15 protein-coding genes are annotated in these 12,825 nt (G+C 56.9%); 2 read left to right on the forward strand and 13 right to left on the reverse strand.

What is annotated here, in order from left to right; translation table 11 throughout:
* Nucleotides 1-147: 147 nt before the first annotated feature.
* On the forward strand, nucleotides 148-1,407 hold the full coding sequence (locus QDI87_RS04170; RefSeq protein WP_081828462.1) for a purple acid phosphatase family protein: 1,260 nt from the start codon (nucleotides 148-150) through the stop codon (nucleotides 1,405-1,407).
* 39 nt (nucleotides 1,408-1,446) lie between these two features.
* Here QDI87_RS04170 and QDI87_RS04175 read toward each other — a convergent pair whose 3' ends face one another.
* Genes QDI87_RS04175 through QDI87_RS04205 form a run of 7 tightly spaced genes read right to left on the reverse strand, consistent with a single transcriptional unit; the run spans nucleotide 1,447 to nucleotide 5,564 of the window.
* Nucleotides 1,447-2,112, reverse strand: coding sequence for a flavodoxin (locus QDI87_RS04175; RefSeq protein ID WP_036377630.1), 666 nt, complete (start codon nucleotides 2,110-2,112; stop codon nucleotides 1,447-1,449).
* The gene (locus QDI87_RS04180; protein ID WP_036377627.1) at nucleotides 2,109-2,771 is read right to left on the reverse strand and encodes a hypothetical protein; all 663 of its coding nucleotides are present in this window, start codon (nucleotides 2,769-2,771) and stop codon (nucleotides 2,109-2,111) included. The genes QDI87_RS04175 and QDI87_RS04180 overlap by 4 nt, the downstream gene beginning before the upstream one ends.
* The gene (locus QDI87_RS04185; RefSeq protein ID WP_226867961.1) at nucleotides 2,768-3,001 is read right to left on the reverse strand and encodes a hypothetical protein; all 234 of its coding nucleotides are present in this window, start codon (nucleotides 2,999-3,001) and stop codon (nucleotides 2,768-2,770) included. Before QDI87_RS04185 ends, QDI87_RS04180 begins: the two co-directional genes overlap by 4 nt.
* 48 nt (nucleotides 3,002-3,049) lie before the next feature.
* Nucleotides 3,050-4,057 carry an aldo/keto reductase gene (locus QDI87_RS04190; protein WP_036377621.1) on the reverse strand — a complete coding sequence of 336 codons (1,008 nt, stop codon included), beginning with the start codon at nucleotides 4,055-4,057 and terminating at the stop codon, nucleotides 3,050-3,052.
* 28 nt (nucleotides 4,058-4,085) lie between these two features.
* Nucleotides 4,086-4,772, reverse strand: coding sequence for a flavodoxin family protein (locus QDI87_RS04195; protein ID WP_036377619.1), 687 nt, complete (start codon nucleotides 4,770-4,772; stop codon nucleotides 4,086-4,088).
* Nucleotides 4,762-4,995, reverse strand: a complete 234-nt coding sequence (locus QDI87_RS04200; RefSeq protein ID WP_036377616.1) for a hypothetical protein — start codon at nucleotides 4,993-4,995, stop codon at nucleotides 4,762-4,764. The genes QDI87_RS04195 and QDI87_RS04200 overlap by 11 nt, the downstream gene beginning before the upstream one ends.
* Before the next feature lie 17 nt (nucleotides 4,996-5,012).
* Nucleotides 5,013-5,564, reverse strand: a complete 552-nt coding sequence (locus QDI87_RS04205; protein ID WP_036377613.1) for a flavin reductase family protein — start codon at nucleotides 5,562-5,564, stop codon at nucleotides 5,013-5,015.
* Nucleotides 5,565-5,756: 192 nt separating this feature from the next.
* Here QDI87_RS04205 and QDI87_RS04210 point away from each other — a divergent pair, with 192 nt between their 5' ends.
* On the forward strand, nucleotides 5,757-6,671 hold the full coding sequence (locus QDI87_RS04210; protein ID WP_278742305.1) for a LysR family transcriptional regulator: 915 nt from the start codon (nucleotides 5,757-5,759) through the stop codon (nucleotides 6,669-6,671).
* A gap of 9 nt (nucleotides 6,672-6,680) precedes the next feature.
* Here QDI87_RS04210 and QDI87_RS04215 read toward each other — a convergent pair whose 3' ends face one another.
* The 6 genes from QDI87_RS04215 to QDI87_RS04240 form a co-directional block, all read right to left on the reverse strand.
* Nucleotides 6,681-7,862 carry an MFS transporter gene (locus QDI87_RS04215; protein WP_036377607.1) on the reverse strand — a complete coding sequence of 394 codons (1,182 nt, stop codon included), beginning with the start codon at nucleotides 7,860-7,862 and terminating at the stop codon, nucleotides 6,681-6,683.
* 40 nt (nucleotides 7,863-7,902) lie between these two features.
* A complete protein-coding gene (locus tag QDI87_RS04220; protein ID WP_278742310.1) occupies nucleotides 7,903-8,295 on the reverse strand; it encodes a cyclophilin-like fold protein in 393 nt (130 codons plus the stop codon).
* 104 nt (nucleotides 8,296-8,399) lie between these two features.
* Nucleotides 8,400-9,488, reverse strand: coding sequence for an alpha/beta hydrolase (locus tag QDI87_RS04225; protein WP_051652248.1), 1,089 nt, complete (start codon nucleotides 9,486-9,488; stop codon nucleotides 8,400-8,402).
* Nucleotides 9,489-9,706: 218 nt separating this feature from the next.
* Complete coding sequence (locus tag QDI87_RS04230; RefSeq protein WP_278742314.1) at nucleotides 9,707-10,597, reverse strand: LysR family transcriptional regulator; 891 nt, start codon at nucleotides 10,595-10,597, stop codon at nucleotides 9,707-9,709.
* 150 nt (nucleotides 10,598-10,747) lie between these two features.
* Nucleotides 10,748-11,917, reverse strand: a complete 1,170-nt coding sequence (locus QDI87_RS04235; protein ID WP_278742317.1) for an iron-containing alcohol dehydrogenase — start codon at nucleotides 11,915-11,917, stop codon at nucleotides 10,748-10,750.
* A gap of 29 nt (nucleotides 11,918-11,946) precedes the next feature.
* Nucleotides 11,947-12,684, reverse strand: a complete 738-nt coding sequence (locus QDI87_RS04240) for a carboxymuconolactone decarboxylase family protein (protein ID WP_055160102.1) — start codon at nucleotides 12,682-12,684, stop codon at nucleotides 11,947-11,949.
* Nucleotides 12,685-12,825 lie beyond the last annotated feature (141 nt).

Raw genomic sequence — 12,825 nt, forward strand, 5'->3', positions numbered from 1 at the left:
CTCCTTTTGACCAGGAATCAAAATCCAATTCATCACTAATAAAAAGATTACGAGAAATTTCAAAAAAATCCTGCTTTCATCGCAGGAAAATTGTCCCAGCGGGGCAAATGACGTATAATACTAGTAAGAAATCGACAGGAGGAAATCATGCATAAAATGTCCAGAAGAACCTTCCTCAAACTCTGCACGAGCGCGCTCGTAGCACTCGGCCTCGGGCGATACATCCCGGCATCTGCTGCGAGCCGCACGATACAGTTCCCGCGCCAGATCATCACAGCAGACTCCAGCACGAGCCGCACCGTCATGTGGCAGGCAGACGGCGGGCGTCAGGATGCAGCCTTTGTACTGACCGCGCCGGGCGGCAGTCCTGAGCCCTATGCACCAGAGGCCAACACCCTGCTGCAGGACGCGACGACCACGACGTTCTACACCGTGCACCTCACGGGCCTGGCACCCGCAACGCATTACGAGGGCACCATCCGGATGGCAGATGAGACCGTCACACTGCCGATTGTGACGGCTGCCAGTGAAGTATCCGCCTTCGAGGCACTGCTGATCGACGACTCCCAGTGCGGCGAAACATATGAACCCTTCGCACAGCTCCTCGAGAAAGCCCTTGCGCGCAATCCCCAGGCATCATTTCTCGCCGACATCGGCGACCTCACCGACAACGGCCAATCCTCTTGGCACTGGGACAGTTTTCTCTCCGTGCTCACGGGCGGCCGCGCGAAGGACATGCCGTTCGTCCCCGTCATGGGCAACCATGAATGCTACGGTCTCGACTGGCAGTTTGCCCTGCCGCGCCGCTATCTCACATCCTTTTCGGTCCCCGATAACGGCAGTCGGAATTTCCCCGGCTACTACTATTCATTCGACTACGGCCCCGCCCACTTCATCGTGCTCAACACGCAGATCACTGAGCTCGACGACCTGAAGCCCGGCCTCCTGCAGGAAGAGCTGCTCTGGCTCAAGCACGATGCCGAATCTTCCCAAAAACCCTGGAACATCGTCCTGATGCACAAGGACGTCATCGCCTACGACGAGTACCAGCCGGGCACGGGCCATGCAGGCGGCATCAGCGATGTCGGCCACGACTTCATGAAGGCCTTCGATGCGCTCGGCATCGACCTGGTACTCACCGGCCACATGCACACCTACCGCAACCGCGGCCATATCTACAACGAACAGCCAGACCGCCGCGGTCCGGTCTACCTGATGTTCGGTCCCGCCGGCAACGAGCGGTACACCGTGCCGCCCGACACGACCTTTGACAAAGTCAGCCTCGACCAGTCCGACCCAAACCGCTACCGCAACTACATGACGCTCACCGTCACGCCTGCAAAGCTCATCGCCACCTGCTTCCTGGAAGACGGCTCCACGATTGACCGCGTCACGCTGACGAAATGAAAAACACCTCGATGCCGTCCATGCATCGAGGTGTTTCTGTTAGTTTGACAGCTTGAGGGACTTGAGCCAGTCCTTGACCTTGGCATCGCTGAGGCTGCCCGTGAAGCACGTGCCGTCCTGCCAGCTGCCCTTGCCTCCGGCCATCTCGGCGAGGAGTTTGCCGCTGTTGCCGAGCGGTGAGCTCGCAGCCGTCGCAAAGGTCACAACCTGCTTACCCGAAAAATCATTGGCCTTGACGAAAGCATCGACCGGCCAGGCTGCAATCCCCCACCAGATCGGGTAGCCGATGAAGACCGTGTCATACGAGGCCCAGTTGTCGGGCACCGCCTTCTGGAGCTGGATCTTCTCGCGCAGCGAAGCGTCGTCGTGCTCGCGGCTCACGCGGCTGCCCGCGTCATTGTAGTCGAGGTCTGCCTCCATGTAGTCCGGCGAAGGGACAAGCTTCATGATATCCGCCCCACGCTCCTTGGCAATGACCTCAGCCACCCGCTCCGTGCGTCCTGTGGCGGAATAATAGACGACAAGCGTCTTGCCGCCTGCCGCCGCTGCCGTACCCGACGAGGAGGACGCTGCCGTGCCGGCGGCCGCGCTGCTGCCAGCCTGTCCGCCCGATGACTCCCCCGTCAGCGAGGACAGTCCGCATCCGCCAAGTACCAGAGCCATCATGCTCATGCCACCGATTCTCAAAAACTCTCTGCGATTCATTTTTTCCGCACTCCTTTCCAAAGCGATAAAAGCCAGCCAATCTCGGCAAACAACAGGAAGATGCCTGCCTGCGTCAACGCATAGCCCGCACCATTATATGAAAGTGCCGGCGTCATGAAGATATGTGCGCCCTGCAGGTGCTCGACGAGCCGATCTTGATGGGCTGCATAGATACCGGCTGCCCCTAGCAGCATACCGAACCCCAATAGGAGCATCCTTGCAGGCAATGGCCGCGAGGGGATGCCTGCAGCGTGCAGCCATTTCTGCCACCAAGCCTTCAAGTGCAGACCGAGATGGAGTCCCGCTAAGACCAGGAAGTACCGCGCCGCCGTGCTGTGCAGCTGATAGAGCGAAGGATTGCCGCGCAGCGAGAACGGCACGACATCTGCAAAGAGCTCGCTCGATGTCAGGCAGCCGCTGATGACCGTCAAAAAGCAGGCAGCAGCGAACAGGATGTTCAGCAGGCACCGAAGAGCCCGCGGCTCATTCCACCGTCCGCTTCCAAGCGACGAGACATAGCGGCGGTTGAGTGCGAGATGCCAGGCAATCGGCAACAAGAAGGCCACCCCTACAGCTTCATGTACCAGAGGCGGCAGATAGAAGAACATCATCTCACCGACCAGCAGGACGAGCATCAAGATATCCAGGCCGTACCTCATGGCTGCACCTCTCTCGTCTCCCTTACCGAACGCTCCCAACCAGCCGGCACAGCATCCTTCGGCAAGCTCTGCTCGACGATTTCCTGCGTCATGCGCACGTAGTCGTCCTCCGAGACATGGCCCTGACGCAAGACGCATGTGAAGCAGAGCCACGCATAGACAAGTCCAAAGAGGATGAGGACGCTGGCCAGTCGCCCTTTCCAATCCGGTCTGCTCCTCTGAAAAATCATACCATCATCCCCCAGTTTCCTTTCCTCATGGATTCATATATGCTTTTCTTATTCGTTCTTTTCATCGAGCAGAACGACGCCCTGCGGCGGATTCTCGAGGATGGCCCCGACAACCCTGTGTGGAATGTAAGGCTCCTCCAGATAGGCAATGTCCTCTTCGGTCAGCGAGACGGCGAGTGCGCCAACTGCATCATCGAGATACTTCGTCTTTGTCGCGCCGACAATCGGGGTGGCAACACCTTTCGCCCATTCCCAGGCCAGAGCAATCTGTTGCATCTTGACACCATAGCGCTCCGACAGCTCATAGACACGCTCGACAATCTTCATGTCCTCCTGTTCGCTTCGGTCATATTTCCCCATGGCCACGCGGTCGGTCTTGCCACGCAGGGAATCAGAACGCCATGTCCTGCGCGCCAGATGACCGGCTGCTAGCGAACTGTACGGCATCAATGAAACCTGCATCTGCTTGCAGATGGGGATGAGTTCCCGCTCATCTTCGCGGTAGAGCAAGTTGTAGTGGTTCTCCATGACAGAGAACGGCGTCCAACCGTGCTGTTCAGCGATATGCTGCATGTTCATAAACTGGTACCCATACATCGCGGAAGCTCCGATGGCCCGTACCTTGCCGACCCGGACAAGCCCATCCAGGGCTTCCATCGTCTCTTCCATCGGCGTGTCATAATCGAAACGATGGATGATGTAAAGGTCCAGGTAATCCGTGCCGAGGCGTTTCAGGCTGCCCTCGATTTCCCTCTGGATGGCATTCTTTGAAAGACGGCCTTCATTAAAGTAGACCTTCGAGGCCAACACAACCTTATCCCGGGGAATATGATTGCGTTGCAGCGCCCGACCAAGGTACTCCTCCGACGTCCCGCTGCTGTAGCAGTTTGCCGTGTCAAAGAAATTGATGCCAAGGGCCAGCGCGTGGCAGATCACCTGCTCGCTCGCCGCTTCATCGAGCGTCCACGCATGCATCGTCGGCTTGCCAAAACTCATGCAGCCCAGGCATACGCGCGAAACCTCAATATCCGTCTTGCCCAATCTCGTGTATTCCATATTCCTGCTCCTTCATTCACCCTATTACTCAAAGATTCGCCCCCATCTGCTCTGCCATGTCGCCGAACTTCGAGTTCTCAACGAGCGAGCGCGAACCGCAGCCGATGCCGAGTACTTTGCCGACATCCTGCCATTCCATATAGCGGACCAGTGTGTCGTAGTGATCGACGAGTGCCGCCATCGTCCAATCGTCACGGTTGTAAGCCGTCGCGATCAGGATGGACTTCTTGCCGTGCAGCCTGCCCGTCCGCGAGTAGAAGCGGTCAACGATTGTCTTGAGCTGTGCCGACATGCCGAAGTAATAGAGCGGCGTCGTCAGCACGAGCAGATCTGCCTCCAGCATCTTCGGCATCAAGGCGTTCTCGATGTCGTCCTTCCAGATACACGGGCCATCCATATGGCACTGGTCGCAGCCGCGGCACGGATGCGTCTCACTGTTGGCCGCGTCAAAGGTGAATACCTCATGGCCGGCCTGTGTTGCTCCTTTTGTGAAGCGGTCAGCCAGATAGATGGATGTTGATTCATCATGTGGATGCGGACTGCTTGTGATCACGACAATCTTCATTGCTTTCCCTCCCGAAATCTCACCTTTCTCATGCGCTGCCATACCTGAAGCATCCTTTTCCTGTCCCGTCAGTGCCGAAAGGCCACAGCCGCTGAGGAATACCGTCATGGCTCCCATGCCTGTCAGTTTCAAGAATTCCCTACGATTCATCAGAGCCGCCCCCTTTCTGCTTCCTCTCCAGTTCATAGATCATGTAGTCGATGCAGGAGAGCTTTTCCTCCGCCTCATGCAAGGCTGCCATGAGCTTGCGTCGATGACGCTTGAGAAAACAGATGCGCGCGGCATCGTCCGGCAACGATGAAAGCTCGCACCGGCAGGCATCGGCCTCACATATTCCCTGTTGATATCCGCGGTTCATTGATTTCAAATCCATATGCTTCCCTCATACCGTCACTGAGCGTTGCGATTCATGCGCGCGCAGTCACCGACCTTTTCTCCCGTGACGAAGTACTCATACGTCGGGAATTCGAACAGGACAGGCTTGAACACGTGGTAATCGATCTTGCCTGCTTTGTTGAGGATCGTCTCACTTGCATACGTATTCTCAATGCGGCAGATGAAATTATCGAATCCATCCAGCTTGTAGTCATCGATGACAGAACACTCAATCGAGACTTTGGCCTTGTCGATGAGCGGTGTCCCCTGCTCTCCGAGCGTATAGGCAAACGTCCCAGACTTATCGGTCTTGTTCCCGGAAACTACGCCCATATAGTCCGCTTCTTTGAGCCAGCTCTCATCCACGACATTGACCGATACGTTCTTCGTCGCCAGGATTCCTCGATTCGTATAATGGCTCTCGACCATCGAGAGCATCAGATGGCTGTGAGCCATGATGCCTGCATGCGCGACGAGCGTCCAATTCGGCTTGCCGTCGACCAGGCTGCCGACAACGATAAGCGGTGCCGGATACAGTGCCAAGGCTTTACCAATATTTTTCTTCATTTCTATTGTCCTCCCAGTTCTTATCTTCGTCTCTTGCTACTCTTATCTTACCTGCTCTACATTGAAATGTGAAATGCTTATATTTCAGCTTGCGTCATACATTTTTATTATTAAATGCTTGTCAAAAAAGTACCTGCTCCCTAAAATAGAAGCAGGTACTTTTATCGCATACGGACGAAAGGGGAATCTTTGATGGAACTGCGCACCTTATCGTACTTCCTGGCCGTGGCCAGGGAACAGAATATGACCGAGGCCGCCAATGTGCTGCATGTGACGCAGCCGACACTCTCGCGCCAGATTGCCGACCTCGAAGACGAGCTCGGCAAGAAGCTCTTCACGCGCACGAGCCGCAGCACCGTGCTGACAGAGGACGGCATACACCTGCGCCAGCGGGCCGAGGAAATCCTCGCGCTCGTCAACCAGACAGAAGACGAGATGAAGAATGACACGATTGACCTTGCGGGCTGTATCCGCATCGGCGCAGGCGAGACGCATGCCATGCACATCCTCGCCGATCTCTTTGCCGAGCTGCATAGCCGCTACCCGCGCCTGACGGTCGAGCTCTTCACCGGCAATGCTGACACCGTCGAGGAAAAACTCGCCCACGGCCTTATCGACTTTGCGCTGATGATCGAACCATTCAACGTCGAGCAGTATCACTTCATCCGGCTGCCCGAAACGATGCGCGTCGGCATCGTGACGCGCGATGACAGCAAATGGGCGCAGAATAGCGGCATCACGCCCGATGACCTGAACGCAATGCCGCTGCTCGTCTCCTCACGCCAGTCGCTCAACCGCTATGACTACCGTCAATGGTCGGGCGGCAAGGTATCCGCTGAAACGATGAACATCGTCGGCAAGTTCGACCTCATCAGTAACGCTTCCCACTTCATCCGCACGGGCATCGTGAATGCGATTGGCATCGACGAACTGCTGCAGCTCGACACCGGCCACTTAAAGTTCATCCCACTCGAGCCCGCCCTCACGCTCAGCGCCGTCATCGTCTGGAAGAAATACCGCCTGCTCTCAAAATCCAGCAGTGTCTTCCTTGAAGAGCTCCGGAAGCACATCGCCGAAGCGTCAAAAACGAACAGCAATCTGCCATAAAACCACTTGTTACGAGCCGATAGGACAATCCGTCGCCTGTTGCTCATCTGCCCGGCAGTGTACGAACTTTGTGAGTAGCAGGGCAGCGGCCGCCAGCAGCAGGCCACCGCAGACGACGAAGGGCAGGCCGAGGCTGCGGATGAAAAAGCCGCTGATTATGGTTCCCGCCATGCAGCCGAGATTGGCCGCTGTCAGGAACAGGCCGTTGCTGAAATCCGGCGCATCCGATGCCACGCAGGCCAGCAGGTACTGATTGATGTTCGCATTGATGCCACCGAGGATACCCCAGGCCACAATCAGTGCCGCAAGAAGAGGCAGCAACTTCCCACCGCCCACAAAGAGCAGGCAGTAGAGCGCGATGGTACACAGCGGGAAAAGGCGTACGGTCGTGCTGGGACACCTGGCGAGGAAATTGCCCCCCAGATAGCTTCCGCAGATGTTCAAGAGGCCATAGACGAGGAGCAGCGCTGCGATGAGCTCTCCCGGCAGTGCCGCAACCTTCTGCAAATAATCAGCGAGGTAGTTGTAGACACCGAAGATGGAACCGTTGAGGCAGATGACCGCCACGATGGCCAGCCAGACCGGCGGGCGCTTCAGAACGGAAAGCTGCGCGCCGTAGCGCATTGGCTGCGTCACCGGCAAGTCCGGCACAAAGGCCAGTGTCAGCAGAAACATGAGCCCCGTCACGCCTGCAAAGAAGACCATCGCCATCGAAAAGTCAAACGTCGCTGCCAGGACATTGCTGATGGGCACGCCGACGACCATGCCGGCCGCGACGCCCATGTTGATGCGCGCCACAGCCCGCGGCGCATCCTCTGGAGCCACCGAGGCAGCGGCCACGCTGAAGGCGAGTGCACAGTAGACCGGGTGGAAAAAGGCCGGCACGACGCGCAGCACTAAAAGGAGCTGGAAGTCGCTCGCAACGACGGCCAGTGCATTGCAGATCGTGAACACGCCCAGCACAAGCAGCATCACGTGCTTGCGATTGAAGCGCGAGAACAGCAACGGCATCGTCGGCCCTGCGATGGCCACGCCAAGCGCGAACAGACTGACGAGCATCCCCGCCTGTACGATATCCACCTGGTACATCTCCGCCGCCATCGGCAGGATACCGATGATGCCCATCTCCGTATTGAGGATGCTGAACACACCAAATGCCAAGATCAAGAGCAATAGCTGCTGTCGTTTCATATCATCTCATCCTTTCCGCCTCCAGACCGCTCTCCCCATCTCATGGTTGCAAGGTCAGGAATACATCACCTGCCCCCAGAGCAGCGTCCAGATCATTGGCTGCTTCGACGTGACCCAGACGCGTGTAGCGGTAGGTCGTCTGAAAATCCTGATAGAACACCACGACATACTGGCCGTCAAACAGCATGACATCTCCCTTATGGATCTCGCGGACATCTTCGTCCGCCGCTGTCAGGTGCTGCGGCAGTTTGTAGTATTTCTCGTTGCCATGGAGTTCTGTAAACGTCTTGGCCAGCGGCAACTGCTGCCGCAGCTCGGCAGCAGCCTCCGTGTCAGCCCACTTCAGAGCATACGCTTTGCTGCCCACTAGTAGGGATGCTGCTCCTGTCTCGTGCATCTCTGCCTCCTTCCCGGACAAGGATGTGGCTGCCACTCCGGGGCCGCCACATCCCAGCACGAGAAGTGCAATCAGAGCACAACAGAAAAAGAACAATCTGCTCATCAAACATCTTCCTCCCGGGTACGTCTTTCCAGCAATCATTCACCGAGGTACTTGTTGAAAAACGCGACGAGGCGGTCGAAGGGGATCTTGTCCATCTGGTCGTAGAGATCCGTATGCGTAGCACCCGGAACGACAATCTCCTCCTTCGGACCATCTGCCGCTTCATAGACCGCATCCGAGAAGTACTTAGAATGCGCCTTGTCCCCTGTGATGAGCAGCAGCGGGCGCGGGCTGAGTTCCTTGATGTGATCCATCAGCGAGAAGTTGAAGAAGCCGTATGGCGTCGTCGAATCCCAGGCCAGCGTGTTGGAGTTGATGGCGCGCGGATGGTAAGCGCGGCCGACGTAATAATCGTAGAAGCCCTTCACGACATCCGGTGCATCCGCCGGCAGCTTGTCGGGGAACATCGTCTTCGTCGAGATCACCTTGCCATCCTTATCGACGGCGAGCTCATGCGAGCCGGGAATGGACTTGCCTGTCTTTGCCTCCTCATCGCGCATCTCGGCCAGGTGGTGCTTGACAATCTCGCGCTGCTCCGGCGTATAGTAATCCCCTTGATAGTGGTTGCGGATGCTGTCCGACATGTCGTACATAGCCGAGGTCGCGACCGCCTTGATGCGCGTATCATTCGTCGCTGCCGTGATGGCCATGCCCGAGAGACCACAGATGCCAATGGCACCGATCTGCTGCGGGTTGACGAACTTGAGGTTGCTGACGAAATCGACCGCCGCGCTGTAATCTTCCGTGAAGATCTCCGGCGAGCCCATATTGCGGCGCTTGCCGCTGCTCTCCCCCGTGGTCGACGGATCGAAGGCGACGGCAACAAAGCCATTCTTGGCCATCTCCTGTGCGTAGAGGCCTGAGGACTGCTCCTTGACTGCGCCGAACGGGCCCGTCACGACGACAGCCTTGTACTGCTTCTTGTCATCGAAATCCTTCGGCAGGTAGAGGTGGCCCGCCACATCGAAGCCGTAACGGTTCTGGAACGTGACCTTCTTGGCCTCAATCGTCTTGTCCACGGCGAAGACGCGCGTGTCGTTGTCCAGATCCTTGATCGTCGCATGCTTCATCTGTGAATCGTGCACAAGCGTTTTCGTCGGCACGGCTGCATAAGTCGTATGCATCGTCATCCCTCCAAAAGTGAACGTCCCCATCATCACAGCGGCCATCAGCCAAGCGGCTCTTTTCTTGCTCTTGAATGTCTTCATGGAAAAAACCCCTTCCTTATTGTTGCATCGTTGCAGCTCACCGCTGCATGCCCGGTTGTTTTACTTGATGCATTCATTATAAGAGAAGGGGTATATGATTACAAATACTTGGTTTTAATAACCTATGATACATTTTAGGCATGATGAGAGAACGCTTCGTCCAGGGCCGCCACGACGAGACGACCGGCGCGGGAGAAGACCTGGTCTCTGCGCCAGACCACATAATTCGCCGAGCGAATCACGGGGTCCAAGGGACGGAAGACGAGCCCGCGTGACGAACCTACGGCATCCGCCATGCCCTTGAAGCAAAGCGCACTGCCCATGCCCGCCTCGATGAAGAAGATCGTATTGTAGAGCAAGTTGTAAGTGCCGGCCACCTCGATTTTCTCCGCTGCGCTGCCGAAATAATGATCCAGCTCGTGATGTTTCATTGCCTGTTCCGATACAATGAGCGGCTCCTGCAAGAGATCGGCGCGCTGTACGGCCTCTTTGACCGCCAGAGGGTTGTCTGCCCGCATCATGAGGCCCCAGGCATCGTCGTGCGGGATGCGGCGAAACACATACGTCCGCGGTGCATCCGCCCGGCAGACGAGCCCGAAGTCGAGCAATCCCTTCTGCAGAGAATCGTAGATCAGGTCTTCATTGCCGCTGACCAGATGGAACTGGATGTGAGGATAGGAGCGGCGCAGCGGCACCAGGACTTTCGCGACACAGGCCATCGCCTGCGTCTCGCCGGCACCAATGTAGATGTCCCCCGCCACGAGCTCATCCATCTTGGCAAACTGCTCCTTCGTCTTTTCTGTCAGGCTGAGAATCTCCTGCGCTCTCGCCTTGAATATCAGTCCGGCTTCCGTCAGCTGCGTCTTGCGCTTCCCGCGCACGAGCAGCTGCGCACCCAGTTCGTCCTCGAGATCCGACAGCTGCCGCGAAAGCGTCGGCTGCGTCAGGTGAAGTTCCTCCGCCGCCTTGGTGATGTTCTCATGCCTGGCTACCGCCATAAAGTACTGCAGTACGCGTATTTCCATTCTCCCACTCCTCCATCATCTTCTATGATTGGTACACTTCCTCTATTATATATAAAAGAAATGAAATAGACGAGGGGGTGAACGGAACGTCTCTTCCGTCGCCATCCTATAAAATCAAAAAGGCCCTCTCCGCGAGAGCCTTTTTTTTCATCAGAGACTTTCCTTCAAAATTTCAACGACTTCCTTACGACTCAGCACCTTGTAGCCGCCCTCGAGTAGGAACGTAGCATCGGCGATGCCATCGATCATATCTTTTGTCGCGCCGAGCTCGGAGATCTTCATGGCAAGCCCGAGTTCCTTCATCCAATCTTCCATGGCCTTGAGGCCTTCCTCGGCAATCTCCTCATCCGCCTTGCCTTCCGGGTTGACCTTCCAGACTTCAATGGCGAAGCGCTTGAATTTCGGCAGGCCGTACGGCAGGATGTGGCGGTAGTACGGCAGTGAGACAGCTGCAAGCGTCATGCCGTGCGTCGCATTCGTATAAGCGCCGACAGCCTGGCCGAGCATGTGGACCATCCAGTCCGTGCTTTTCCCCTTGGCAATCAGCGTGTTGAGCGCCCAGGTCGCCGTCCACATCAGGTTGCTGCGTGCCTCGTAGTCCTGCGGGTTCCTGTTGGCAATGCGGCTGGCGTGCAGGACGGAGCGCATCAGGCCTTCGCTGATGTAATCGCTCGTGTTATCATCCTCACCGGAGAAATACTGCTCGCAGATGTGATTGAAGATATCGTAGATGCCTGCTACCATCTGGCGGTGCGGCAACGTCATCGTGTACCGCGGGTTCAGGATGGCAAAGCGCGGGATGATCTTCTCGTCTGCAAAGACGTGACCTATTTTCTGCTTTGTCTCCTGATTGGTGATGACACAACCTGCATTCATCTCCGAGCCCGTCCCGACCATCGTCAGCACGCAGCCGACCGGCAGCGTCTCGCAGGACGGCTCCTCAAAGCGCACGAAATATTTCTCCCACGGGTCTTCCTCGCAGTTGACTGAGACGGACACCGCCTTGGCGTAATCGCAGACTGAACCGCCGCCGACGGCCAGGAGCAGATCCGCCTGATGCTTGCGCGCGATCTCGATGCCCTCATAGAGCTTCGCGAGCGTCGGATTTGGCATGACGCCCGCGATCTCTGCCACATTCTTGCCCTGCGCCTCGAGGATCTTGATGACATCGTCGTAGATGCCGTTCTTCTTGATCGAGCCGCCGCCATAGATCAGGACGACGTTCTTGCCGTACTTCGGCAGTTCCGTGTTCAAGTAATCGAGCGACTGATCGCCAAAATAAAGCTTTGCCGGGTTGCAATACGAAAAATTTCCTAACATATGATTCAATCTCCTTCTAAACTATCGTGTCAATCCTGCGGATACACCTCATCTGTGACGGGCTCGCACCACTCATTGCTCGTCTCCGTTCCCGGGATCTCGAACGCGAGATGCGAGAACCAACTGTGCCGCTTGGCGCCGTGCCAGTGCTTGACGCCTGCGGGGATCTCGACGATGTCGCCTGGTGTGAGGCTCTGCGGCGCCTTGCCTTCTTCCTGATACCAGCCCTCGCCATCGACGCAGATGAGGACCTGGCCGCCGCCCTGCGCAGCGTGGTGGATGTGCCAGAAATTGCGGCAGCCCGGCTCGAATGTGACGTTGCAGATGACAAGCGGCTCGCTTGGCTTCGACAAGACGTTCAAATACGACCGCCCCGTGAAGTACTTGGCGTAGGCATCATTGGGCTCGCCGAGTCCGAAGAAGCCGCCGCGCCCATCTGCATCCGTTGCATCGGCGTAGACTTCCTTGGCCACGGGGAAGGCAGCCCAGGCATTCGGCCAGCCAGCGTAGAAGGCCAGATGCGTGAGCAATGCGGCCATCTCCTCTCTCGTGACACCATGCTGCCGCGCCGTCTGCAGGTGGTAGCGCAGTGCGTCACCAGCAGTGCCCTTGCCGACAAGCGCCGAGACCGTCGCGATGCTGCGAAGCTTCGGCGAGAGCTCATTTTCCTTGGCCCACACCTCGCCAAAGAGCACATCATCGTTGAGCGCCGCGAACTGCGGTGCAAAATCGCCCAATGCCTTGCGTCCTGCTGTCTGTTTTTCCATGACAAATCCTCCTGTCTCACGACTTCATCTTTTTCTTTTATCATAACAGGGCATGCATACCATGTGAAATGCTTATCAAAAATCATCTGTCATTCTTAAAATGTATTCCACATAGACCAAAGAGAAAGCCCTGCCTGTTCC

The sequence above is a fragment of the Mitsuokella jalaludinii genome (genome assembly GCF_928722185.1).
GTDB lineage: Bacteria > Bacillota > Negativicutes > Selenomonadales > Selenomonadaceae > Mitsuokella > Mitsuokella jalaludinii.

Bases quoted from the DNA above. Each gene is read 5' to 3' on its own strand.
- QDI87_RS04230 (WP_278742314.1), bottom strand. From the start codon at position 10,597: ATGGAAATACGCGTACTGCAGTACTTTATGGCGGTAGCCAGGCATGAG.
- QDI87_RS04195 (WP_036377619.1), bottom strand. From the start codon at position 4,772: ATGAATCGTAGGGAATTCTTGAAACTGACAGGCATGGGAGCCATGACG.
- QDI87_RS04200 (WP_036377616.1), bottom strand. From the start codon at position 4,995: ATGGATTTGAAATCAATGAACCGCGGATATCAACAGGGAATATGTGAG.
- QDI87_RS04210 (WP_278742305.1), top strand. From the start codon at position 5,757: ATGGAACTGCGCACCTTATCGTACTTCCTGGCCGTGGCCAGGGAACAG.
- QDI87_RS04240 (WP_055160102.1), bottom strand. From the start codon at position 12,684: ATGGAAAAACAGACAGCAGGACGCAAGGCATTGGGCGATTTTGCACCG.
- QDI87_RS04205 (WP_036377613.1), bottom strand. From the start codon at position 5,564: ATGAAGAAAAATATTGGTAAAGCCTTGGCACTGTATCCGGCACCGCTT.
- QDI87_RS04170 (WP_081828462.1), top strand. From the start codon at position 148: ATGCATAAAATGTCCAGAAGAACCTTCCTCAAACTCTGCACGAGCGCG.
- QDI87_RS04180 (WP_036377627.1), bottom strand. From the start codon at position 2,771: ATGAGGTACGGCCTGGATATCTTGATGCTCGTCCTGCTGGTCGGTGAG.
- QDI87_RS04190 (WP_036377621.1), bottom strand. From the start codon at position 4,057: ATGGAATACACGAGATTGGGCAAGACGGATATTGAGGTTTCGCGCGTA.
- QDI87_RS04185 (WP_226867961.1), bottom strand. From the start codon at position 3,001: ATGATTTTTCAGAGGAGCAGACCGGATTGGAAAGGGCGACTGGCCAGC.
- QDI87_RS04225 (WP_051652248.1), bottom strand. From the start codon at position 9,488: ATGCATACGACTTATGCAGCCGTGCCGACGAAAACGCTTGTGCACGAT.
- QDI87_RS04235 (WP_278742317.1), bottom strand. From the start codon at position 11,917: ATGTTAGGAAATTTTTCGTATTGCAACCCGGCAAAGCTTTATTTTGGC.
- QDI87_RS04215 (WP_036377607.1), bottom strand. From the start codon at position 7,862: ATGAAACGACAGCAGCTATTGCTCTTGATCTTGGCATTTGGTGTGTTC.
- QDI87_RS04175 (WP_036377630.1), bottom strand. From the start codon at position 2,112: ATGAATCGCAGAGAGTTTTTGAGAATCGGTGGCATGAGCATGATGGCT.